The following is a 22,401-nucleotide window of genomic DNA, read 5'->3' on the forward strand; positions in this document are numbered from 1 at the left end:
GGCCGTGTAATGCTCGATCGCCTTCTTGCCGCGGTGGATGAGGGGCTCGTCGCCCTGGACCGGGATCTGCGGTACGTGTTCATGAACGACGCGGCCGAGCGCCTGGTCGGGCTGTCGCGCGCGCAGGTGATCGGGCGCCGCCCCGAGGACGTGCTCCCCGACGAGGTGCTGGCGCAGGTGATGCCGCACGTCCGCAGGGCGCTCGAGACCGGCCAAGCGGTGACCTACGACGCCTGGGTACCCGGGGCCGGTCGATGGTTCGAGAACCGCCTCTATCCGTCGCCCGACGGACTCACCCTCCTGTTCGTGGACGTGACCGAGCGCCGCGAGGCCACCGAGGCGGTGCGCCGCCGGGCGGCGACGCAGGCGCTCCTGGTGTCGCTTCTGGAGCAGACGCGCCACCTGCGCGATCCCGACGCCGTCATGTGGACCTGCGTCCGGGGTCTCGGCCTGCACCTCGGCGTGGCGCGGTGCATGTTCGGCGAGATCGACGAGGTGCAGGCGACGGCCGTGGTCGCCCGTGACTACGTGGACGGCGTGCCGAGCGTCGCCGGCCGCTACCGCCTGGAGGACTTCGGCCCGACGCTGGCCACCGAGTTGCGCGCGGGCCGCACCTTCGTCATCGGCGACACGGCCGACGACGCCCGGGTGCCCGACGAGGCGAGCCGGGCGGCGTTCGCCGCGCTCGGGGCCAGGGCGCTGGTGGTGGTGCCGCTGGTCAAGGACGGCCGGCTCGTCGCGCTGCTCTCGGTGCACCACCCGGTGCCCCGCACGTGGACCGACGACGAGGTGGCGCTGCTCGAGCGCATCGCCGAGCAGACGTGGCTGGCGGTCACGAGCGCGAGAACCGAAGTGGCCCTGCGCGAGAGCCGCGACGTGCTGGCGCTGGCGATGCGTGGTGGTCGCATGGGCGCCTGGTCGCGCAACCTCGAGACCAATGTCGTCTGGTGGAGCCGCGAGCTGGAGGAGATTTTCGGGTTGCCGCCGGGCGGCTTCGACGGGACGGAGGCCGGGTTCTTCGCCTTCGTGCATCCCGACGATCGCGCCGCGGTCGAGCACGCGGTGACCTCGGCGCTCCGGACGCACACGGACTACGTCGTGGAGTTCCGCTTCCAGCACGCCAGCGGCGCCTGGCGCTGGATGGACGGGCGGGGCCGCGCCGAGTACGGCCCCGACGGCACGCCACGCTGGCTCTACGGCCTCGGCATCGACATCACCGAGCGCAAGACCGCCGAGGCGGCGCTGGCTGCCGCCCGTGCCACCGCCCATGCCGACGCCGAGCGCCTCGGCCTGGCCATGGCGGCCGCCCGGCTCGGCGACTGGAGCTGGGACGTCAGGACCGACGCGGTCAGCGTCTCGCCGCGCTTTGCCGAGATCTTCGGCATTCGCCCGGATGTGTCGACGACCTGGGCAGCGCTGCGCGCCCTGCTGCACCCCGACGACCGTGAGCGAGCCCAACGGGCGGTCAGCGCGGCATTCGAGTCGGGCGGAGATTACGCGATCGAGTACCGCGTGATGCACGGCGCCCGGGAACGATGGCTGGCGGTGTGGGGCCGTCCCCGTTTCGATGCCGCCGGCGCGCCACTCGGCATGATGGGCATCGTGCAGGACATCAGTCACGACCGGCTGCTGGTGCGGCTCGAGGACGCGATGCGCAGCCTGGAGTCGCCCGAGGAGATCGCCCGCACCGCGGCCCGGATGCTCGGCGAGCATCTCGGCGTGCAGCGCTGCGCGTACGCGGCCCTCGACGAGGACGGCCGCACCTTCACCGTGTCGGACAACTTCGTGGACGGCCTTCCGAGCATCGTCGGCCAGTACGCGTTGGTGGACTTCGGGCAGTCCTTCGCCGACACGATCGACGCCGGCAATCCCTTCGTGGTGGAGGACAGCGAGACCGACCCACGGCTCGGCGAGGACGAACGGCAAGCCTACGCCACCCTCGGCATCGGCGCCGTGGTGGCCGTGCCGATCATGAAGGGCGGCCGGGTGGAGGCCCTGCTCGGCGTCCACGCGGCGGCGGCGCGGCCCTGGCGAACGCACGAGGTCGAACTGGTGCGGCAGGCGACGAGCCGCTGCTGGGAGTCGATGGAACGGGCGCGCGTGCAGGCCGATCGCGCCGCCCTGCTGGCGCGCGAGCGCCTCGCGCGACTCGAGGCCGAGGAGCAGAACCGTCGCCTCGCCCAGTTGTCCGAGGCCGCCGAGGCCGCCAGCACGGCCAAGGACGAGTTCATGGCCATGCTCGGCCACGAACTGCGCAATCCCCTGGCGCCGATCCTCACCGCGCTCCAGTTGATGCGGCTGCGCGGCGACGCGGGGTCGGAGCGCGAACGGGTGGTGATCGAGCGACAGGTCAAGCACCTCACCCGGCTGGTCGACGACCTGCTCGACGTGTCGCGGATCGCGCGGGGCAAGGTGGAACTGAAGCTGGCGCCGGTCGAGACCGCGGAGATCGTCGCCCGAGCCATCGAGATGGCGAGCCCGCTGCTCGAGCAGCGCACGCACACGCTGACGGTGGACGTGCCGCGGGTCGGGCTGCCGATGATCGTCGATCCCGCACGACTCAGCCAGGTGGTGGCCAACCTGCTGACCAATGCCGCCAAGTACACGCCGCCCGGTGGCGCCATCACCGTGGCGGCCTCGCGCGACGGCGACCAGGTGCGGGTCACTGTCCGCGACACCGGCATCGGCATCGCTCCCGACGTCCTGCCGGCGGTGTTCGACCTGTTCGTGCAGGGACGCCAGGCCAGCGATCGCGCCGAGGGCGGGCTCGGCCTCGGCCTGACCATCGTGCGCAACCTCGTGGAGCGTCACGGCGGGCGCGTCAGCGCCGAGAGCGATGGTCCAGGCCGCGGCAGCGCGTTCAGCCTCTGGGTGCCACGCGCCCCGGTCCTCGCCGCCCGCCAACAGCCGCTGCGGGCCAGCGGCGCGGAGTGGCCGCCCTCGCGGGCCGCCGCGTCACGCGTGCTCATCGTCGACGACAACGTCGACGCGGCCGACATGCTCGCCCACGTGCTCAGCGCGCGCGGCCACGAGACGCGCATCGCCCACGACGGCGTCGAGGCGCTTCGCGCGTGCCAGGACTTCGTGCCGCAGGCTGCCTTCCTCGACCTCGGCCTGCCGGTGATGGACGGTTACGAACTGGCGAGCCGGCTGCGGGAACTGCCCGGGCTGGCCGACATCCGGCTGATTGCCGTCACCGGATACGGCCAGGAGTCGGACCGTCGGCGGTCCAGGGCCGCAGGCTTCCACCACCACCTCGTCAAGCCGGTCGACATCTCCGTGCTGGAGGCGCTGCTCGCGTGACGACCTGGGTCGGGCTGCTCAGGGGCATCAACGTCGGCAAGGCGAAGCGACTGCCGATGGCCGACCTGAAGCGCCTCGTCGAGGGTGCGGGCTACACCGACGCGCGCACCCTCCTCAACAGCGGCAACGTGGTGTTCCGCGGCGAGGCCGGCGCTCCCGAGCGGATTGCCGCGCGGCTCGAGCGCGCCGTCGAGGAGACGGCGGGGTTCCACGCCACGGTCGTGGTCCTGTCGTCCGACACGCTGGCGACCGTGGTCGCGGAGAACGCCCTCGCGTCGCTGGTCGACGACCCGGCCAGGCTGCTGGTGGCGTTCGTCCAGGACGCGTCGAGGCTGGAGGCGGTGCGTCCGCTCGCCGCGCGCGCCTGGGAGGGCGCGACGCTGGCAGTCGGGTCGAAGGCCGCTTACGCGTGGTGCCCCGGCGGCATCCTCGAGAGCGGCGCCCTGGAGGCGATGGGACGCCTGCTGAAGGATCAGGTCACGACGCGCAACTGGGCCACCGTGCAGAAGCTGGCGGCCCTCGCCGGGTGCGGCTGACGCCTATCCCGGCGTGCCGAGCAGCGCGCGCACGACGTCGGCCGCGCCGTAGCCGTCGGCACCCGGCTGGAGGAACCGCGCGACCTCGGTGAGGGCGTCCCCTGAGGTCACGATCCCCGCCTCGACGTGCTTGCCGGCGCGTACCTGCGGGAAGCCCGCCGTCGCCATGAGCGCATTGCAGATGCACTTGCGCCCGACGGTGTCGCTGGCATCGCCGCCCTTGGCGACGTACAGGGACACGGGTTCGGCCGCACAGCGGTAGCCGACCGTGCCGTCGTCGGCGCGGTACGCCTCGCGGAGGTACCCGAGGTCGCAGATGCGTGGCCGCGCCGCGTAGACCTCGTCGACGGAGACGGTGTCGGGCAGCTGCGCCACCTTGAAGGGGAACCCGGTCGGCGAGGCGAAGGGGTCCGTCTTCACGCGCGTCCCTGCCTCGCGCACGTGGGCGAGCAACGCGGCGCGGTAATCGGGACGCATGCCCGAGTCCTCGCACAACGCGAAGGCGGTGCCCACCTGCACGCCGGCAGCGCCCTCGGCCAGCGCGGCGCGCAGGCCCTCGGGCGATCCGTAGCCGCCGGCGAGCCAGAACGGCACGCCGAACTCGCGGAAGGCCGCCAGGTCGACGCGATCACGCTCGCCGTAGATCGGCTCACCCTCGTCGTTGAGCTGCAGCTTGCCGCGCGGCGGCGCGTTGTGGCCACCCGCCGTGGGGCCCTCGATGATGAATCCGTCGACCCTGCCGTTGGCCTTGCGCAGCAGCGTGAGCGCCAGGGTCGAGGAGCCGACGATGGCAAGGAAGCGCGGCCGATGGAGGGGCGGACGGGCCTCGCCCACGATCGACGCCGGGTCGAAGCGCACGAGCGTGTCGTCGCCGGGTGCCGCGCCGGTGACCGCCAACGGGTAGGTCGCCGGCTCGTGCCGGGCGAGCGCGTCGATGGCGCCGGGAATCTTCAGCGGGATGCCGGCGCCCATGAGGATGTACTCGACGCCGGCGAGGAGCGCGCCGTAGATCGAGGGCAGGTGCGGGATCTGGATCTTCTCGAGGTAGTTGATGCCCACAGGGTTGTCGTGGCCCTGTCGCGCCAGCCAGACCTCGACGAAGTTGGCCAGCACGCAGAGTTCCTCGAGCTCCCGGCTGTTCTCGCGGGCCTGCATGGGCAAGGTGGCGTACGGCTGTCGCTCGCCCTTGCCGCCCGGGATGTGGAAGCGGGCCCACACGCGCTCGGCCAGTTCCGGCACCGGGAAGGCATCGAAGGCCATCCTGACGTGCCCCCCCTGGTCGCCGTCCTGCAGGCGGCGCACCAGCACCTGGTCCAGCGCCGTGCCCGACACCACGCCCAGCGCGCCAGCCGTCGACACCGCACGGGCCAGGTGCCAGTCGGAGATCGCTACGCCCATCCCGCCCTGAATCACCACCGGCAGCCCTTCGCGGGCCGCAACCTTCGCCTCCGGAGACACGTCACCCATCACGGCGGCCTTCGGAGTGCAAACCAGGGGCCGCTGCGCAACCGCCGGATTTCCGCAACCACGCGCGCGCCCTCCGGCCGGGTGCGGGTGAGTCGCCGCGGCCGGTGGGGGAAATCACCCAATGCCGCGATGCGGCGATGCTCAACGGCACCGGGAGGCGGTGTGCTCCCAGCCCCCAGCACCCAGACGCCTGAAACACACGATGCCAGGGCCACGGGCACCAGGCCTGATAGAGTCGCGCGCCATGGACGTGCCCGCCTCTCGCCGCGGCCTGCTGCGGCGGGCCCTCTTCCAGGTGCACCTCTGGACGGGCCTGGCCGTCGCCCTCTACGCGATCGCGATCAGCGTCAGCGGGTCGATCCTGGTGTATGCCCCGATGCTCGGCGCGCGGGCGCACGTCGAGTGGCGCGGCGTGCCGAAGGAGAGCGTCGAGGGCCGGCCGGTGGTGACCACGGCGCAGGCGGTGGCGCTGGTGAGGCAGGCCCTGCCGGGCCGGACCTTGCTCAACGTGCAGGTCCCTGCGGAGCCCTGGCACGCGCACGTCGTCGGCCTGCTCGACGCCAGGGAGTACCGGGTCGTGTTCGTCCACCCGACGACCGGGGCGGTGTCTCCGCCGGTGATGGGTCGGGGCGCGTTCATCGGCTGGCTCGATCGCCTCCACTCCAACTTCTTCTCGGCCCGCCCCGGCCGCGTCGCCAACGGCATCGGCGGCCTGCTGCTCGTGCTGCTCTCACTGACCGGCATCGTCATCTGGTGGCCCGGGCGGGGACGCGTGCGGCGGGCGCTGCGCGTGGAGTGGGGCGCGGGGTGGAAGCGGGTGGTGTTCGACCTGCACAACGCGCTCGGCGCCTGGCTCCTGGTGCCCGTCATCGTCCTGTCGATCACCGGCGCCTACTTCACGTGGCCACAGGTCTACCGGGACCTGGTCGGTCGCGCGTCGCCACTCACGCGTCGCACGGCGCCACGCAGCACGCCGCCGGCGTCCCCGGGTCCGGCGCTCGACCTCGACGTTCTCGTGGCGCGCGTGCGTGCCGCCGAACCCGGCCGGCCGTACGTGCGCGTCGACCTGCCCGGAGGCGCGCGGGCCCCGTACGTCCTTGTGGCCTCGGCCGAGCCCGAAGCGCCGGCGCGCGAGGCGACGACGACGTTCATCGACCAGTACGGGGGGCACGTGCTGGAGGTCCGTCGCGGGAGCGGCGCCGTGACACGAGGTGATGCGATGGTCGAGTGGATCGGGCCGCTGCACACCGGGCACTTCGGCGGCCCCGTGGTGCAGTTGGTGTGGGCGGTGCTCGGCCTCGCGCCGACGCTGCTGGCGGTGACGGGCACGCTGATGTGGTGGAACCGGGTGATCGTGCCGAGGCGACGACAGGCGTCGCGACGCACACAGGCTTGACGAGTCGCCGGGAGGGCCGTGTATACTCGCTGGGTTGTCGCGAGTCGTCGGCGTGGCAACGGGCGCCGACCTTCGGCGTCGACACGGCTGGCTGGGAAGGGCGGTTAGCTCAGTTGGTAGAGCACCGGTCTTACACACCGGCTGTCACAGGTTCGAGTCCTGTACCGCCCACCAGCCTTCGAGCTGGGGGGCACGTGAGCGCTTCGGCTGGCAAGCCAGGCACCACGGGCGCAGCAGTCAGCGCAGTCCAGCGACTGGAACACAGCATATTGCGGGGTCGTAGCTCAGTCGGTTAGAGCGCCGGCCTGTCACGCCGGAGGCCGCGGGTTCGAGCCCCGTCGACCCCGCCAATTCCCGCAAGCGGTTCTTGTCGCGGTCGACGGCCTCAGGCGGCTCGGCTCCGCGGCTGCTCGCCTCGGGCGCGAGCCCAGCGCGAACCCCGCCCATCCCCCGCAATTGGAAATGTGAACGTCGAAATTCTCGGCGCGGGCCTTCGGCCACGCACGCGGATGCGTGCATCACCGCTTCGCCATTCCGTCCTTCCGCCCTTCTCCCTTCCCGCCCTTCTCCCTTTCCGCCCTGCCTTCTGCTCTTCTACCCTTCTACTCTTCTTACCTTGCCCCGACTGCGATTCGGGTCCACGCGAGGGTAAAGAGGACGTAGATGAGAGTCGTGGACCAGCCGAGCGCGTTGACGGCGCCGGTCAGGGTGGCATGGGCTGCCACGAACACGGCCGCCACGCTGGCTGCGGCGAACGTGCCACTGAAGCGCCGCTGCAGGGCACCATCGGCGGTGGTGCGGACGGCGAAGGCCGCCGCGGCCACCAGGAGCAGTGACGCGCCGAACAACCGCGCCACCATCAGGGTTCCGGCATTGAATCCCATGATGCCGTACGGCGACGAGACCTGTTCGGGCGCCAGAAGGAACGCGAGCCCGAACGGCAGGGTGACGAGCACGGCACAGAGGCACACGGCAGCGAAGGTCATGGGGGTCTCCAGGTGTTCGTGATGAACGCTGGTAGCCGCTCTTGCGGACAGCGCGCCAGCGAGATCCGCCTCCGCCGCCCTTCCGGCCTTCCCCCTTCCCGCCTTCCTGCCCTCCCGCCTTCCTGCCTTCCTGTCTTCCGCCTTCCCGCTCTGCCTTCTACTCTTCTGCTCTTCTACCCTTCTTCCCTTCCCCCCAAACAGTTCGAGCCGGACGCCTGCATGTGCAAGCGCCCGGCTCGAAAGGTCCCGCCTCTCGGCTACCTAGAATTCGTAGCGGAGATTCAGCTGCATGCAGCGGTTGGCCGCGCCGTCGCAGCCGGCGAGCGTGCCGTTGTAGCGGCCGAACGAGGCGGCGATGTCCGGGAACATGTCCAGGCTCGCGGTGTCGAAGCGCACACTGTTGGTCAGGTTGAACACGTCCCACCGGAACAGCAGGCGGTGGCCGAACGGCATGCGGAACGCCTTGCCGAGGCTGGCGTCGATGCCGAAGTAGCCATCACCGCGGAACAGGTTGCGGACGCCCGACTGGCCCGGCGTGGCGCGCTGGAAGTAGGTGAGCGCCTCGGTGGCGTTCGCCCACGGGCTGGGCTGGCCGCCGACCGCGTTCGGCGTCGTCTCCATCGGGGGCAGGCGGTCCGGATTCACGAGGACCGCGTTGCCCTGGATGTTCCAGTTGGTGGCCCAGCACGAGCGGCAGTTGTAGACGTTGAACGGGAAACCGCTCGTCCAGCGGTAGATGCCCGAGATCGACCAGTCACCGATCAGGGCGTTCACGAAGCCGTTGGCGTTGGTGCCCCACTTCTTGCCCTGGCCGAACGGCAGCTCGTACAGGCCGTTGACGTTGATCTGGTGACGCACGTCGAAGTCGGCGTACGAGTACTGCTGGTCGGGATCCCACGAGTTGACGAGGAAGCCCGAGTAGCCGCCGGCGCTGAAGTTGCCGAACGACGAGCCGCGCTCGACCGACGAGCCGTGGTCCTTGGCCACCGCGTAGGTGTAGTTGAAGTCGAACTGGTAGCCGTCGCTGAAGCGGCGGCGCAGCGCGACCTGCATCGAGTTGTAACCCGAGCGCGCGAGCGAGCTCTGGACGGCGAGCGAGTCGTACTGCTGGTTGAAGTACGAGAACCGTCCGGTGCTCGGGCACGCCGGGGAGCAGAACTGATCGGCCTCCCACAGTGCGGTGATCCAGTCGGGCCCGTTGGCCAGGAACGCCGCGGCCATCGCCTGCGTGGCCGACTGGGTGGCCGTCGCCGCCCCCGGGAACAGGTTCTCCCAGTACGGAATCGGCGCGACGCTGCCGACGCCGCCGGCGTTGGCGCGGGTGATCAACAGGTTGGCCGCCGTGAAGTAGTCCATCCCGGACTTCGGGTCGACCAGGTTCGAGGGCATGGCCGCGTCGCGGCGGATCAGGAGGTTGCGGCCCTGGCGCCCGACGTACGCGACGTCGACCGAGTAGTTGCGGCCGAGGTCACGGCTGAACGTCAGGTTGTAGGCATGCGAGTACGGCGTGCGCAGGTTCTGGTCGATGGCCTGCGTGATCGTGCCCGAGCGGGTCGGCGGCGTCGCCGGGAACGAGGCCGGGGGGGCGGCCGGGTACGTCGCCGGGATCACGTTGATGCCGCGGAACCGGATCGCCGGGTTGGTCTCGTTGTTGGTGTTGACCGGGCTGCTCAGGACGGTGGCCAGGCCGAACGAGCCCGTGTTGTTGAACTGCGTCGCCAGGCCCGAGCCGATGCGGTCGTAGACCAGGAAGTAGCCGCCGCGGATCGACGTCTTCGGGTTGAGCGTCCAGGCGAAGCTGGCGCGGGGCGCCCAGTTGTTCTTGTCGTACTGGTACCAGTCGGGGCCGTCGTTGACCGGCCCGCCCGGGATGAACGAGATGAGCGCGTCCTGGCTCGACGGCACGCCCGCCTGCATGTTCGTCTGGCGCCGCGCGATCCAGTCGCCCATGTTCACGTTGGGGACCACCTGCTGGCCGCGGCCCTCGTAGACCGGCGGGAACAGGCTGTACCGGAGGCCGCCCGTCAGGGTGAAGTTGTCGCTGACGCGCCACTGATCCTGCACGTAGAACTCGTACTCGTTGGCGACGTAGAGCCGCGGCAGGGGCACGCCCTCCTTGATGACCTGGCCGTCGATCGTGTAGTTGTAGCGCGCCGTGGTCTGGGTGATCGCGCCGAGCATGTTGATGAACGAGTCGGCGTACGTTGCCTGCGCGGTCGAGGCGACGGCCGGCAGGCCCGAGCAGTCGGCCGGGGCCGGGCAGGCGCCGCCCGGCATGTACCGGCGGCCGACGCCGGTCACCCACGAGCCATTGGCCGTGCCACCGAAGAACGAGCTCGCGTTGGTGAACGTGTCGTTGCGGAGGAAGCGCAGGTTCGTGCCGACCTTGAGCGTGTGGTTGCCCTTCACCCACGAGAAGTCGTTGGTGACGTTCCAGGTGCCGAGCTCGCGGCCGTTGGTCGACGTGAGCGCTTCGTAGTTGTCCATGAAGCGGAACACCGTGGCGCTCTCCCGCTGCAGGCCGAGCGTCACGTCGTCGATCTTGGTGTAGCCGACGCGCAGCGTGTTGACCATGTTGCCGCCGAGCACCCAGTCGTGGCCGCTGCCGAAGCCCCAGTTCTTCACCTCGCGCGTCGTGTTGGGCGCCAGGCCCGGGAACTGCTGCACGCCGACGATCGCGTCGTCCTGCTTGTTGAAGCGCGTGAAGAAGGACTGCGACCCGCTGATCCGGTAGTCACCGCGGGCGATGATCGTGTTGAACTCGTTGTCGATGGGCGACGTGAAGCGGTAGCCCATGATGTTGTAGGCGTCGCGGCCGTCGAAGTTCGGCAGCGGGTACTGCTTCCAGTACTCGGAGGCCAGCGTGCTCGCGCCGACGCCGATCGGGTCGACCCGGCGGAACTCCGCCGGGTTCATGCCGTAGTAGCCGGCCGGGATGTTGTGGGTGGCCGAGAAGCCCTGCACCGGCCCGCCGGGGCAGGCCGAGGCGACCGCGCAGCGGTAGGTCAGCACGCCGTCACGCATCGCCGCCGACGGCACGGCGCGCTCGACGACGCTCTCGCGCTTCTCGCGCAACGCCTCGAAGTTGCCGAAGTAGAACAGCCGATCCTTGAGGATCGGGCCGCCCACCGAGCCGCCGTAGATGTTCTTGTTCAGCAGCGGCGCTTCGCTCTCCCTGCCGGCCTTGAGCTGCGACAGTTTGTTGAAGTACTCGTTGGACGAGAAGCGCGTGTCGCGGTTCACGAAGTAGCCGGCGCCACGGACGTTGTTGGTACCGCTCTTGGTCACCAGCGACACCTGCGGACCGGACGACCGGCCGCCATCGGCACCGTACGAACTGGTGGTCACGCGGAACTCCTGCACCGAGTCGAGCGTCACGCGCAGGACCGAGGTGAAGGCGCTCTGGTTCTGGCCGTCGTTGACGTCGACGCCGTCGAGCGTCACGTTGCTCTGGTCGGCGCGGGCGCCACTCACCGAGCCGTAGCGCGGGTCGACGGTGGTCTCGGGGTTGTTGCGCGGGATGTAGACCACGCCCGCCTGCAGCGACAGGAGGCCGACCGGGTTGCGGGCCTCGAGCGGCAGGCCCATGATCTGGGCTTCCTTGATGACGTTGCCGAGGCTGGCATCCGTGGTGTTGATGGCCGGCGCTTCGGCCAGCACCTGGACGCTCTCGGACACGCCGCCGACTTCGAGCGTCACGTCGAGGCGCTGCGCCGTGTCCGTGTTCAGCACGATCTTGTCGACGATGCTCGTCTTGAAGCCGCTGAGTTCCGCCTTGAGCGAGTACGTGCCGGGCGGCACCGCCACGAACTGGTAGCTCCCGTTGGCCCCGGACACGGCTTCGCGCGTGAACCCCGTGGCCGCGCTGGTCAACGTGACGGTTGCGCCGGGGACCGCACTCTTCTGGTCATCGACGACCGTCCCCGACAACGACGACGTACCCGTCTGGGCCGCTGCGACCGATGGCGACACCAACAGGGCCACGGCCGTCAGCAGGCTCAGGACGAGCCTGGAGAGAGAACCCCTCACTATCCACCTCCTGCGAGCAAGGACTGCAAACCCTCGCGCGGCGCGCCATGTGGGAGGCGCGGACACGAGGAAGGAAAGCCGATCGGTCACGCGGCGGGAGCCGCGTCCGCCTCGACGGGTGCCTCTTCCGATGGAAGACGCACCTCGACCGGATTTGGTGAGAATGCGACCGCCTCGCCCCTCGAGTCAAGGAAAGACACAGGGCTTCTTGCTCTTTGTGGCCCAAAGCAGTCACGTTTTTGTGACGAACGGCTTTATGACACACGGCCGTCCGCGCGTCAGGACAGGGCGCGCCACACCAGGAACAGGCTCACCACCAGCAGCCCGATCGGCGCCCGGTACTCCTTGTTGCGCACCGCGCGTTCGAGGCTGAACCGGCGCGACGCTGTCGGCAGGGCTCCCGCCGTGTAGCGATCGTAGGTGGCGCCGAACGTGGCGCGCAGGTAGGCCTCCTCCGTCCGGATTGCGACCCACAGCGTGGTGGCCAGGTACAGCCCCACCAGGACCGCCACGGCCCAGTGCGCCGACGCCACCGCCAGCCCCACGCCCATCAGCGTCGACCCCAGATAGAGCGGATGCCGCGTGAACCGGTAGGGCCCCGACGAGGTCACCTCGCGACTCTTCTCGAGGTGCCCCGCGGCCCAGAGCCGCAGGCCCTGCCCGAGCAGCGCAATCGGCAGCCCGATCGCCAGGCTCGATGGCGTCGGCCTGGCCAGCCACAGCACGAGCCACACCGCGACGAACCCGATCGGCACCCGCCACCGCGCGAACCCGGCCCGTGGCGAGGGGGGCGCCGGACCCGCGTGGACCGCGCTCATGCCGCCGCCTCCAGCCGTGCCGCGACCGCCGCGGCCACCTGCTCGACCGAGACCGTCTCGAGGCACCACCTCGTGGCCGTGCATCGCCGCTTGAACGCGCACTGGCACGCGTCGTGTGCCGAGACCACCAGGTCGCGGGGATCCCACGGCCCGTTGCGCGCCGGCGGGGTCGGACCGAACACGCCGACGACGGGCGTGCCGGCCGCCGCAGCCAGGTGCAGGGGCCCCGTGTCACCCGAGATCAGCACGCGCGCCGCGCGCGCCACCGCCAGCATCTCCACCATCGTCGTCTGGGGCGCCATCGCCGCCGCGCCGTCGCTGGCGCGCACGACCGCCGCGGCCAGCGTCGCCTCGTCAGGGCCCCACAACACCGCGCTGCGCAGGCCGTGCCGCTCGCGCAGCACGCGCGCGAGGGCGCCGAAGCGCTCGGCAGGCCACCGCTTGTTGGGCCAGGCGGCACCCGGATTGATCACGGCAAACGGATCGTCGGCGCGCAAGCGGAGGATCTCGCGCGTGCACGGCACGACCGGCGTCGCCGGGATCGCCAGCGCGAAGCGCGGTGGCCCGGGCGCGAGGCCGAGCAGCGCGAGCAGCGAGAGGTTCTTGGCCACCACGTGCCCCGACCCGTCGCCGCCGACGTCCGTGTAGGCCAGGCTCGCCGCCGGCTCCCGGAGCCATCGACGCGAGAAGCCGAGCACGCGGCCCGCCCCGCTGAGCCGGGCCACCGCCGCCGACTTGAGCAGGCCCTGCAGGTCCAGGCACACGTCGTAGCGCTCGCGGCGGACTTCGGCGATGACGCGGGTGCCGGTACGGCGATCGAGCGGATGGATGCGGTCGAGTCCCTGCACCGTCTGGACCAGCGGCACGAACCGCGGGTGCACCAGCCAGCCGATGCGGGCGGCGGGATACGCGGCTCGCAGCGCCGTCACCACCGGCATCGCGTGCACGATGTCGCCGAGGGCCCCGAGCCGCACGATGAGGAAGGACGTCACTGCAGGCGCGCGACGATGTCGCGGGTGGAGTGGTCCTTCGGGTCACCGCAGATGGCGGTGCGTCCACCGTACGCCGCGACGATGGCCCGCTCGGGCACCGTGTCGACCGTGTAGTCGGTCCCCTTGCAGTGCACGTCCGGACGCAGCGCCTCGAGCAGCGGGCCGACCGTGCGGTCGCCGAACAGGACCACGTAGTCCACCCCGCGCAGCGCCTCCACCAGTTCGGCCCGTGCCGCCTCGGGCACGATCGGCCGATCGGCGCCCTTCAACTCCCGGACGCAGGCGTCGTCGTTGACCGCGACCACCAGGACGTCGGCCTCGGCGGCGGCCCCCTGCAGGTACCGCAGGTGCCCGACGTGCAGGAGGTCGAACACGCCGTTGGCCAGCGCGATGGTCTCGCCACGGGTCCGGTGGTCGGCCGCGCGCGCCAGCAGGGCCTCGCGCGAGAGGATCATCGGGTGGCCTCGATGGCGTGGCGCAGCTCGTCGACAGATGCCGTGGCCGTGCCGCGCTTCATCACCACCAGCCCGCCGGCCACGTTGGCCAGCCGGGCGGCGTCCTCCATCGACGCGCCGCCGGCCAGCGCTTGCGTGACCGTGGCAATCACCGTGTCGCCGGCGCCGGTCACGTCGGCGATTTCGTCGGTGCCGTGGATGGGGATGTGGACCGTCGGCCGGTCGGGCTCGAACAGGGCCATGCCCCGGCTCCCGCGCGTGATCAGCACGGCTTCCATCCGCGATCGCTCCAGCAGGGTGCGCCCCGCCTTCTCGAGCACCTTGCGGTCATCGTCGATACGGATGCCGAGGAGGGCCTCGACCTCCGACTCGTTGGGGGTCGAGGCGGTGAGTCCCTGGTAGCGCCCGAGGTCGTAACGCGAGTCGACGAGCACGGGAACGCGGCGGCCCTTGCGCGCCCGCAGCGCCTGCCGCACGTGGCGCACCAGCGCCGGCGTGACGACGCCGCCGCCGTAATCGGAGACGAGCACCGCGTCGCAGGTGCGCAGCGCCGCGTCGAGCCGTCGGCCCCACGCCTCGTGGACCACCCGCGGCGTCGCGACGTCGCCCTTGCGGTCGATGCGCACCACCTGCTGCTTGGCCGAGTGGATGCCGCCGGCCAGCACCCGTGTCTTGGTGGTGGTCACGAGACCCGCGAGGCGCACCACGCCGCGCGCGTCGACGCCGCGCGCCGACAGGGCCTCGATGAGCCTCGCCCCCTGCGCGTCGCGCCCGACGGCGCCGAACAGGCTGGCGCGGGCGCCGAGCGCCGCGACGTTGGCGGCGGCGTTGCCGGCCCCGCCAGGGACGATCTCGGTGGTGTCGTACTCGAGGATGAGGACGGGGGCCTCCCGCGAGACGCGCGCCACGCGCCCGTAGAGGAACTCGTCGGCGGCGATGTCGCCGATGACCACGGTCCGGCGGCCGCCGAACGCGTCGAGCGCGGCCAGAAGGCGGTCGGGCGCGGTCATCGCGGCTGCCTCAGGATCCAGCCGGCGGCGTCCATGAGGTCGTCAGCGACGTGCGCGGCCGACGCGCCCGCGGCAGGACGGGCCTCGGCGCTGCGCCCGTAGCCGGTCCGCACCAGCAGCCCCCCGGCCATGCCGGCCGACGCGGCGAGCTGCACGTCGCCCCACCGGTCGCCCACCATCCACGATCGCGAGAGATCGAGGCCGAGGTCGCTCGCGGCCTGACGTGGCAAGGCCGGTCCGGGCTTGCGGCAGTCGCAGGCCGTGGTCAGCGCCGGCACCTGGCCGGCCGGGTGATGGGGACAGTAGTACCAGCCGTCGATGCGGGCCCCGCCGGCATCCAGGCGGGCGTGCAGGGCCTCGTGGGTCCGCTTGACGAAGTCCTCGTCGAACAGCCCGAGCGCGATACCGCTCTGGTTGGTGACGACGACGAGCCGGAACCCGGCGCGGGCGAGTACTCGCAGGGCGTCCACCGTCGAGGGGAAGAGCGCGAGGCGGTCGAGGCTATCGAGGTATCCGGCCTCCTCGATGAGGGTGCCGTCGCGGTCCAGGAACACCGCGGGGTCGAGGGACGACATCGGAGAGCATGTTACCCGACCGGGCACCGGGCTCCGGGCACCGGGCTCCGGGCACCGGGCACCAGGCACCGGGCGCCGGCATTCACTGCCGACTGCCGACTGCCTACTGCCTACTGCCTACTGCCGACTGCGGCCTCGACATAGTGCTACCCTGACCCGCCCATGGTCCTCAACTGGCTCGATTACGCCGTGATCGCCGGCTACGTGCTGGCCCTGACGGCCTTCGGCACGTACTTCGCCCGGTTCCAGCGGTCGAGCAAGGACTACTTCCTCACCGGCCACTCGGTGCCCTGGTGGGCGATCTGCTTCACCATCGTCGCCACCGAGACCAGCACCATCACCTTCATCGGGGTGCCGGCCGCAGCCTACACCGGCAACATGGCGTTCCTGCAGTTGCCGATCGGCTACGTGATCGGTCGGGTGATCGTCAGCGCGCTGTTCCTGCCGGCCTACTTCCGCGGCGACCTGATGACGTCGTACCAGTTGCTCGAGTGGCGCTTCGGGCCGGGGGTCCGGTCGGCAGGCGCGGCGATCTTCCTGATCACGCGGTCGCTTGCCGACGGCATCCGGCTGTTCACGACGGCGCTGGTGATCGCGGTGGTGACGGGCGTCCCGGTGCCCTGGACGGTCGTGCTGCTCGGGACGGCGATGATCGTCTACACGATGTACGGCGGGTCGGCGGCGGTGATCTGGACCGACGTCGTGCAGATGTTCGTGTACCTGGCCGGCGCGTTGATCATCTTCTTCGCGCTGCTGAACGGGATCGAGGGAGGCTGGGGCGCGGTGGTGGCGGCGGGGCGCGCGGCAGGCAAGTTCCACGTCTTCGAGTTCGGGCTCGACTTCACGAAGATCTACACGTTCTGGGCGGGGCTGGTGGGCGGCGTCGCCCTCACGCTGGCCACGCACGGCACCGACCAGTTCCTCGTCCAGCGCCTGCTGGCGGCGCCGTCGGCGCGCGACGCCGGCCGCGGGCTCATCCTGAGTGGCGTGCTGGTGATGCTGCAGTTCGGGCTGTTCCTGGTGATCGGCGTGATGCTCTTCACCTACTACCAGCAGGTGCCGCTGCCGGTGCTCGGCCGCCCCGACGAGATCCTGCCGCGTTTCGTGATCAACACGCTGCCGAGCGGCGTGTCGGGCTTCATCGTCGCGGCCATCGTCGCGGCGGCGCTGTCGCCGTCGATCAACGCGATGGCGGCAACCACCGTGAACGACTTCTACCTGCGGTACGTCAACGAGACGGCCGACGAGCAGACGATCATGCGGGTGTCCTACCGCGCCACGTTGCTCTGGGGCATCGTGCAGCTCGGCGTGGCCCTCGCGTGCCAGTGGATGGACCGGTCGGTGCTCGATGCCGGGTTGTCGATCCTGTCGCTGACGGCAGGGCCCGTGCTCGGCGCGTTCCTGGTCGGCTTTGCCACGACCCGCGTGAGCGCTGCCGCGATGCTCGCCGGCATGGGGGTCGGGCTGGCCGTGCTCGTGTACGTGTTCATGGCGACGCCCGTCGCCTGGACGTGGTACGCGTTCATCGGCTCGAGCGTCACCGCGCTCGCCGCGCTGGCCCTGAGCGTCCCGTTCCCCAATCGCACCCGCACCGCCACGGCGTGACGCGTCTGCCGACCTGAGGGTCGGCAGCAACATCGTCACGCGTAGCCGTCGCCCTGTTGAAGTGTAGCGATCGCCCTTGGGCGATGGTCGCAGGCATCGACCTCCCGTTCGTAGGCGTCGACCTTCAGGTCGACGCACCCTGTCGCCCCCCGTGCGAAGCAGCTATACCGCAGCGTGTAGGCGTCGACCTTCAGGTCGACGCGCCACCCGAGGCGCGAGCCAGGCTCCATCGAAGCGGATTGGTCTCGATGTAGCGGCGCAGCGCGTCGAGTTCCTGGTCGTTCCTGATCACACGATCGTGGAAGCCGCGTTGCCACACCGCGACGTCCACGCCGACCAGGCCCGCGGCGCGGCAGCCGTGCGTCACCAGGGCCTTGTAGTCACGGACGAACAATGAGAGGGAACGGCCCCGCGCCTTGGTGATGGCCAGGAGCAGGTGTACGTGGTCGGGCATGACCACGGCGCACTCGATCCTTCCGTCGCGACCATCAAGTCGAGAGAGGGCGTCGCGGGCGATGGCGCCGACCGGAGTCATATGCATACGACCGAGCGCCACCTCGCCGAACAGCGGGCGGCGCGCCGCGGTGCACGCGGTGACGAAGTAAAAGCCGGGGCTTCGGTAGTCCCACGTGCGCAGTCGCATCGTCATGCTGCAGGCGTGCTGCACAGCCTGTGCCTACGAGACTTCGCCTCCGCACGGGCGTCGCTGCGGCTCGACACGACAACCGTGGTTGCTGACAGGCAACCCACGTTGGCAGAGTTCGGGCGAGCCGCCTGCCGACCTGAAGGTCGGCAGCTACACGTCACAGCTCCTTGAGGGCGGCGATGACGCGATCCGGGGAGACGCCGGTCATGCAGCGGTGGTCGAGCGGACACTCGCGCAGCATGCACGGGCGGCACCAGACCTCGTGCGTCAGGATGCGGTGCGGGCCCAGCGGCGACGTCGCCCACTCGCGGGTCGGGCCGAACACCGACACGGTCGGCGTGCCGAGTGCCGCCGCCACGTGCATCGCCCCGGAGTCGTTGGCGAGCACGCGCGAGGCGACGCCGAGCACCCCCGCCAGCGCCAGCAGGCTCGTGCGGGCCGTCAGGTCGATGAGGCCGGTGGCGCCAGGCGCCGGGGAAACGAGCCCGCCCTTCACGGCCTCGGCGGCCGGCCGATCCGCAGCCGCACCGACGAGCACCACGACTCCCCCGTCGGCCCGCCATGCGTCAGCCACGCGCGCCACCAGTCGCGGCGGCCATTGCTTGGCGGCGCCGTAGGCCGCCCCTGGCGCGCACGCGAGGAGGGGCGCATCGCCATCCCAGCCCGCCTCGCGCAGCAACGACACGGCCTCGTCGCGCGCCGCGGTCGGCAACGCGGCCTGCAGATCGAGCGACGGGCGCGGGAAGCCGAGCGCCTCGACGAGCGCCGCGTAGTAGTCGGCGTGATGCGTCGTCGAGCGCCGTGCGTCGCGAGGGCGGATGGCCCGCGTGAGCAACCAGCCACGCCCGTCGCGACGGTAGCCCCAGCGCTCCGGCACGCCGGCCTGCCGCATCGCGAGCGCCGACGCGAACGAGTTGGTGAGCAGGATCGCGTGGTCGTACCCGCCGGCCGCGACCTGCGCCGCATGCCGCCACACGGCGCCCACGCCGGTCCGCCCGGCCAGTGGCAGCACACCGGCGCGCGGCTCGAGCACGCCGACGATCGGCGCCAGGCCCGCCGGCACCGCGACGTCCACCGCCGCGCCGGGCCACGCGTCGCCGATGGCGCGGATTGCCGGCGCCGCCATCACGAGGTCGCCGAGCCAGTTGGGCCCGCGCACCAGGACGCGACGCGCGTCGCTCACGCCTCGGCGTCCCCGGCCGCGTCGTCGACCGCCAGCGACGGCGACTCGGTGGTCCGCACGTCGTCACGCCACCGACGGTGCATCCACAGCCAGCGCTCGGGGTGGGCGCGGACGTACTTCTCGAGCACCTTGGTGCAGCGCTGCGTGAGGTCGCGCACGGCCTCGGGCGACTCGCCGTCCGGCAGCTCGATCGGCTTCTCGTAGATCAACCGGTAGCGCCCGTCGTTGAGCGGCAGCGAGAACGCGGGGATCACCGCTGCACCGGTGCGCAGCGCGAGCACCGCCACCGCCGACGTCGTCGCGGCAGGCCGCCCCAGGAAGTCGACCTTGACGGCGTCGGCCGTGAGGATGTGCTGATCGATCAGCACCGCCACGGCCTGGTTGGCGTTGAGCGCGCGCATGATCCGCCGCAGTCCGCCCTTGCGGTCGATGACGATGTTGCCCGTGCTGCTGCGCAGGTCGATGAGGGTGCGATCGAGCAGGGGGTTGTCGAGGGCTCGCGCCACCACGGCCATCGGCCCGAGCTTGAGCCCGTGGGCGAGGGCGTGGAGTTCCCAGAAGCCGAAGTGCCCCGTGACGATCAGCGCGCCCTTGCCCGCTCGCTGTGCCGCCCGGATGTGTTCCTCGCCGACGAACTCCACCAGCGCGAGCTGCCGCTCGGGCGGCAACCCGGTGAACCACAGCAACTCGACGAGCTTGCGGCCGAAGTGCGCGAACACCTGCCTCGCGATACGGGTGCGCTCGGCGACCGACCGTTCGGGAAACGTCGCCGCCAGGTTGTCGAGGGTGATGCGGCGATGACGGCCGTCGAGGCGGTAGCCGATCGCGCCGATCGCGTGCCCCAGCCGGGTGGCGAACGACTGCGGCAGTCGGCGCACGATGGCCGTGACCACCGACAGCACCGCGTGCTCGAATCGGTGCCGTCGGCGCGGCCGAGGCTCGCTCACGCGCCCTCCGGATCCAGCGACAGCCGCGAACGCAGCCACGCCGCGAACTCGTCGACCGGCTCGATCACGACCTCGAGGGGCACCACGGCGACGGGCACCTCGATCGGCAGGTAGCGTTCGAGCTTGACCGCGTCCTTGGCGGTGGTGATGACCGCGTGTGCCCCGACCTCGCGCGCCCGCCGGGCCAGCAGCGCGGCGTCCTCGCCGCGGTAGCGGTGGTGATCGCGGAAGCTCAGGACGTCGGCCAGGTTCCACCCCACGCGCCGCAGGTCGTCGGCGACGCGCGACGGCTCGGCCACCGCCGTCACGAGCAGCACGGGCGCCTCGTGCAGGCGCGAGAAATCGGTCGTGCCCGACAGCGGGCGGGCGGGGCCGAGGTGGCGGCGGGCCTCGAAGATCGGGACGTCGGGGGTACGCCCCAGCGCCATCCGCAGCCGCGAGGCGCTGCCGTCGACGGCCAGCAGCGCATCGGCGTGCTCGAGCACGTGCAGCGGCTCGCGCAATCGCCCGGCCGGCAACACCTCGCCGTGCAGCACGTCGTCGACGGTGAGCAGCACGAGGTTGACGTCGCGAGCCAGCTCGACGTGCTGGAACCCGTCGTCGAGGACGTGGACGGTGCAGCCGAGCGCCTCCTCGGCGTACGCGCCTGCCCGGGCCCGCCGGGGATGCACGAGCACGCAACAGCCGGGCAGTTCCCGCGCCAGCATGAAAGGCTCGTCGCCGCTCTCGGCCAGCGTCGCCCGCATGTGTTCCGCGTCGCGCACGACCACGACGTCGCGGGTCGGCGTCTCGCGCCCGTAGCCGCGACTCAGCACGGCGGGCCGCTCGCCCCAGCCGTGCAGCATGCGCGCGACGGCCGCGACGACGGGCGTCTTGTTACGGCCCCCGACGGCGAGGTTGCCGACGCTCACGACCGGCCGCTCGAGGCGCCGGGGCGTCTTGCGGCGCAGTTCGCGGCGCAGGCCCGCGCCGTGACCGTACACACGCGCCGCCGCGCGCAACGCGCGGGAGGACCAGGGCGCGTCACTCATCGCCCCACCCCCGCCATCGCCCCCGCCGCCACGGCCCGCGTCGCCATCACGGCGCTGATCTCGCGCATCGTCCGGCCCACCGCCCCGCGGTGCCGGTCCAGCACGCCCTGCGCCGCGGCGCCGAGCGCCTGCCGGCGGGTCGGGTCGGCAAAGAGAGCCAGCAGCTCGCGCTGGGCCGTCGCCGCGTCGGGCACCTGCACGAGGGCGCCGGCCTCGAGGAACACCCGTGCGATCTCGGCGAAGTTCGACATCGAGGGTCCGACGACGATCGGCCGGGCGTAGCGCGCCGGCTCGAGGATGTTGTGGCCACCGGCCGGCACGAGGCTGCCGCCCACGAACACCACCGTCGCCTGCGCACACAGCGCAGCCAGCTCGCCGATGGTGTCGAGCACGAGGACGTCGAAGGGGGCATCGGGATCGGTGGCCAGCGCAGTCCTGCGCGCCACCCGCAGCCCGGTGCGCGCCGCCAGGGTCGCCACCGCCTCGAAGCGCTCGGGATGCCGGGGCGCCAGCACCAGCAGCGCCCCCGGCGTGCCCTCACGCAGGCAGGCGAACGTCTCGAGCAGGACCTCGTCCTCGCCTTTCAGCGTGCTCGCGGCCAGCAGGACCGGCCGGCCTTCGAGTCGACCCGCCACGGCGGCCACACCGGCGGGCGCGTCGGCAGGGACGTCGAACTTGAGGCTGCCGGTCACGACGAGCCGGTCGGCCGGTGCGCCGAGCGCGCGCAACCGGGCGGCCGTGTCCTCGGACTGGGCGCACAGCCGGTCGAACTGCGCCAGCACCCGCCCCAGCAGGCCCCGGACCAGCCGGTAGCGTGGGTAGCTGCGGTCCGAGATCCGCGCGTTGACGAGCAAGACCCCGATGCCCGAGGCGCGGGACAGACGCGCCAGGTTGGGCCAGATCTCGGTCTCGACGATGACGAGGAGGTCGGGGCGGAGGTGCCGCAGCACGCGTCGGACCACCCAGGCGAAGTCCAGCGGGAAGTAGAAGACGCCGGCCACGCCCGACAGCCGGGCCTCTGCGGTCGCGCGCCCCGTCCGGGTGGTCGTGGACACGACGACGCGCCATTCCGGGTGGTCGCGACGAAGGGCGGCAACCAGGGGCGCGGCGCTCAGGACCTCCCCCACCGACACCGCGTGGAGCCAGAGCGTGGGGCTGCCGGTCGCAGCGAGGCTCTCGGGCAATCGCCCGAGTCGCTCCTGCCACTTGTGCCGGTACTTGCCGTGGCGCAGCGCCTGCCAGGCGAGCCAGGGGGCCGACACCACGAGGCCGGAGGCGACGAGCAGGCTGTAGAGGAAGTACATGACGGGCAGACCGGCCCGCCGCCGTTCCGCACGGGCCGAGGCGGCTCCGTGGAGTATAGCGAACCATTCGCGATACCATGAGCGGTCGTGCCGCCCCCTGTCCCCCGGTCACGGGGGT

The 22,401-nt window shown here is 71.5% G+C and carries 17 protein-coding genes and 2 tRNA genes; 6 read left to right on the plus strand and 13 right to left on the minus strand.

What is annotated here, in order from left to right:
* The first annotated feature begins 9 nt into the window (after positions 1-9).
* Both TBR22_RS19785 and TBR22_RS19790 read left to right on the plus strand, forming a co-directional pair.
* Positions 10-3,303 (plus strand): PAS domain-containing protein, encoded by a 3,294-nt coding sequence (locus TBR22_RS19785; protein ID WP_239489557.1) that lies wholly within the window; start codon positions 10-12, stop codon positions 3,301-3,303.
* Positions 3,300-3,839: a DUF1697 domain-containing protein gene (locus tag TBR22_RS19790; protein WP_239489558.1), complete on the plus strand. Its 540-nt coding sequence runs from the start codon at positions 3,300-3,302 to the stop codon at positions 3,837-3,839. The genes TBR22_RS19785 and TBR22_RS19790 overlap by 4 nt, the downstream gene beginning before the upstream one ends.
* Before the next feature lie 3 nt (positions 3,840-3,842).
* Here TBR22_RS19790 and TBR22_RS19795 read toward each other — a convergent pair whose 3' ends face one another.
* Entirely contained in the window at positions 3,843-5,306 is a 1,464-nt protein-coding gene (locus tag TBR22_RS19795) for a nitronate monooxygenase (protein ID WP_239489559.1), read from the minus strand.
* A gap of 244 nt (positions 5,307-5,550) precedes the next feature.
* Between TBR22_RS19795 and TBR22_RS19800 the strand changes: the two genes are divergently transcribed.
* The 3 genes from TBR22_RS19800 to TBR22_RS19810 all read left to right on the plus strand — a co-directional run bounded on the left by TBR22_RS19800 (position 5,551) and on the right by TBR22_RS19810 (position 7,052).
* On the plus strand, positions 5,551-6,702 hold the full coding sequence (locus TBR22_RS19800) for a PepSY domain-containing protein (protein WP_239489560.1): 1,152 nt from the start codon (positions 5,551-5,553) through the stop codon (positions 6,700-6,702).
* 98 nt (positions 6,703-6,800) lie between these two features.
* A tRNA-Val gene (locus TBR22_RS19805) sits at positions 6,801-6,876 on the plus strand.
* A 99-nt stretch (positions 6,877-6,975) separates the two neighbouring features.
* Positions 6,976-7,052, plus strand: a tRNA-Asp gene (locus TBR22_RS19810).
* Between the two features lie 261 nt (positions 7,053-7,313).
* Here the strand turns inward: TBR22_RS19810 and TBR22_RS19815 are convergent.
* The 7 genes from TBR22_RS19815 to TBR22_RS19845 all read right to left on the minus strand — a co-directional run bounded on the left by TBR22_RS19815 (position 7,314) and on the right by TBR22_RS19845 (position 15,567).
* Positions 7,314-7,688 (minus strand): hypothetical protein, encoded by a 375-nt coding sequence (locus TBR22_RS19815; protein WP_239489561.1) that lies wholly within the window; start codon positions 7,686-7,688, stop codon positions 7,314-7,316.
* A 261-nt stretch (positions 7,689-7,949) separates the two neighbouring features.
* A complete protein-coding gene (locus TBR22_RS19820) occupies positions 7,950-11,717 on the minus strand; it encodes a carboxypeptidase-like regulatory domain-containing protein (protein ID WP_239489562.1) in 3,768 nt (1,255 codons plus the stop codon).
* Positions 11,718-11,995: 278 nt separating this feature from the next.
* Positions 11,996-12,535, minus strand: a complete 540-nt coding sequence (locus TBR22_RS19825) for an isoprenylcysteine carboxylmethyltransferase family protein (protein ID WP_239489563.1) — start codon at positions 12,533-12,535, stop codon at positions 11,996-11,998.
* Complete coding sequence (locus TBR22_RS19830; protein WP_239489564.1) at positions 12,532-13,527, minus strand: glycosyltransferase family 9 protein; 996 nt, start codon at positions 13,525-13,527, stop codon at positions 12,532-12,534. The genes TBR22_RS19825 and TBR22_RS19830 overlap by 4 nt, the downstream gene beginning before the upstream one ends.
* Positions 13,524-13,982 carry an adenylyltransferase/cytidyltransferase family protein gene (locus tag TBR22_RS19835; RefSeq protein WP_239489565.1) on the minus strand — a complete coding sequence of 153 codons (459 nt, stop codon included), beginning with the start codon at positions 13,980-13,982 and terminating at the stop codon, positions 13,524-13,526. The genes TBR22_RS19830 and TBR22_RS19835 overlap by 4 nt, the downstream gene beginning before the upstream one ends.
* Positions 13,979-14,992, minus strand: a complete 1,014-nt coding sequence (locus TBR22_RS19840) for a bifunctional heptose 7-phosphate kinase/heptose 1-phosphate adenyltransferase (protein ID WP_239489566.1) — start codon at positions 14,990-14,992, stop codon at positions 13,979-13,981. The genes TBR22_RS19835 and TBR22_RS19840 overlap by 4 nt, the downstream gene beginning before the upstream one ends.
* The gene (locus tag TBR22_RS19845) at positions 14,989-15,567 is read right to left on the minus strand and encodes an HAD-IIIA family hydrolase (protein WP_239489567.1); all 579 of its coding nucleotides are present in this window, start codon (positions 15,565-15,567) and stop codon (positions 14,989-14,991) included. Before TBR22_RS19845 ends, TBR22_RS19840 begins: the two co-directional genes overlap by 4 nt.
* A gap of 162 nt (positions 15,568-15,729) precedes the next feature.
* On the opposite strand from TBR22_RS19845, the gene TBR22_RS19850 reads away from it, so the two are divergent.
* Complete coding sequence (locus TBR22_RS19850) at positions 15,730-17,172, plus strand: sodium:solute symporter (RefSeq protein ID WP_239489568.1); 1,443 nt, start codon at positions 15,730-15,732, stop codon at positions 17,170-17,172.
* A 190-nt stretch (positions 17,173-17,362) separates the two neighbouring features.
* Here the strand turns inward: TBR22_RS19850 and TBR22_RS19855 are convergent, their stop codons facing one another.
* From TBR22_RS19855 to TBR22_RS19875, 5 genes are all read right to left on the minus strand, one after another.
* Positions 17,363-17,821 carry a transposase gene (locus TBR22_RS19855; RefSeq protein WP_239489569.1) on the minus strand — a complete coding sequence of 153 codons (459 nt, stop codon included), beginning with the start codon at positions 17,819-17,821 and terminating at the stop codon, positions 17,363-17,365.
* A gap of 154 nt (positions 17,822-17,975) precedes the next feature.
* Complete coding sequence (waaF, locus tag TBR22_RS19860; RefSeq protein WP_239489570.1) at positions 17,976-19,001, minus strand: lipopolysaccharide heptosyltransferase II; 1,026 nt, start codon at positions 18,999-19,001, stop codon at positions 17,976-17,978.
* Positions 18,998-19,948, minus strand: coding sequence for a lysophospholipid acyltransferase family protein (locus TBR22_RS19865; protein ID WP_239489571.1), 951 nt, complete (start codon positions 19,946-19,948; stop codon positions 18,998-19,000). Before TBR22_RS19865 ends, waaF begins: the two co-directional genes overlap by 4 nt.
* Positions 19,945-20,979, minus strand: a complete 1,035-nt coding sequence (lpxK, locus tag TBR22_RS19870) for a tetraacyldisaccharide 4'-kinase (protein WP_239489572.1) — start codon at positions 20,977-20,979, stop codon at positions 19,945-19,947. Before lpxK ends, TBR22_RS19865 begins: the two co-directional genes overlap by 4 nt.
* Positions 20,976-22,283 (minus strand): 3-deoxy-D-manno-octulosonic acid transferase, encoded by a 1,308-nt coding sequence (locus tag TBR22_RS19875; protein ID WP_239489573.1) that lies wholly within the window; start codon positions 22,281-22,283, stop codon positions 20,976-20,978. Before TBR22_RS19875 ends, lpxK begins: the two co-directional genes overlap by 4 nt.
* Positions 22,284-22,401: the final 118 nt, after the last annotated feature.

This window comes from Luteitalea sp. TBR-22 (assembly GCF_016865485.1).
Lineage (GTDB): Bacteria > Acidobacteriota > Vicinamibacteria > Vicinamibacterales > Vicinamibacteraceae > Luteitalea.

Excerpts from the sequence above, each read along its gene's own strand:
- TBR22_RS19785 (WP_239489557.1), top strand. The coding sequence starts at position 10 with ATGCTCGATCGCCTTCTTGCCGCGGTGGATGAGGGGCTCGTCGCCCTG.
- TBR22_RS19795 (WP_239489559.1), bottom strand. The coding sequence starts at position 5,306 with ATGGGTGACGTGTCTCCGGAGGCGAAGGTTGCGGCCCGCGAAGGGCTG.
- TBR22_RS19800 (WP_239489560.1), top strand. The coding sequence starts at position 5,551 with ATGGACGTGCCCGCCTCTCGCCGCGGCCTGCTGCGGCGGGCCCTCTTC.
- TBR22_RS19815 (WP_239489561.1), bottom strand. The coding sequence starts at position 7,688 with ATGACCTTCGCTGCCGTGTGCCTCTGTGCCGTGCTCGTCACCCTGCCG.
- TBR22_RS19825 (WP_239489563.1), bottom strand. The coding sequence starts at position 12,535 with ATGAGCGCGGTCCACGCGGGTCCGGCGCCCCCCTCGCCACGGGCCGGG.
- TBR22_RS19835 (WP_239489565.1), bottom strand. The coding sequence starts at position 13,982 with ATGATCCTCTCGCGCGAGGCCCTGCTGGCGCGCGCGGCCGACCACCGG.
- TBR22_RS19840 (WP_239489566.1), bottom strand. The coding sequence starts at position 14,992 with ATGACCGCGCCCGACCGCCTTCTGGCCGCGCTCGACGCGTTCGGCGGC.
- TBR22_RS19845 (WP_239489567.1), bottom strand. The coding sequence starts at position 15,567 with ATGTCGTCCCTCGACCCCGCGGTGTTCCTGGACCGCGACGGCACCCTC.
- TBR22_RS19850 (WP_239489568.1), top strand. The coding sequence starts at position 15,730 with ATGGTCCTCAACTGGCTCGATTACGCCGTGATCGCCGGCTACGTGCTG.
- TBR22_RS19855 (WP_239489569.1), bottom strand. The coding sequence starts at position 17,821 with ATGACGATGCGACTGCGCACGTGGGACTACCGAAGCCCCGGCTTTTAC.
- lpxK (WP_239489572.1), bottom strand. The coding sequence starts at position 20,979 with ATGAGTGACGCGCCCTGGTCCTCCCGCGCGTTGCGCGCGGCGGCGCGT.
- TBR22_RS19875 (WP_239489573.1), bottom strand. The coding sequence starts at position 22,283 with ATGTACTTCCTCTACAGCCTGCTCGTCGCCTCCGGCCTCGTGGTGTCG.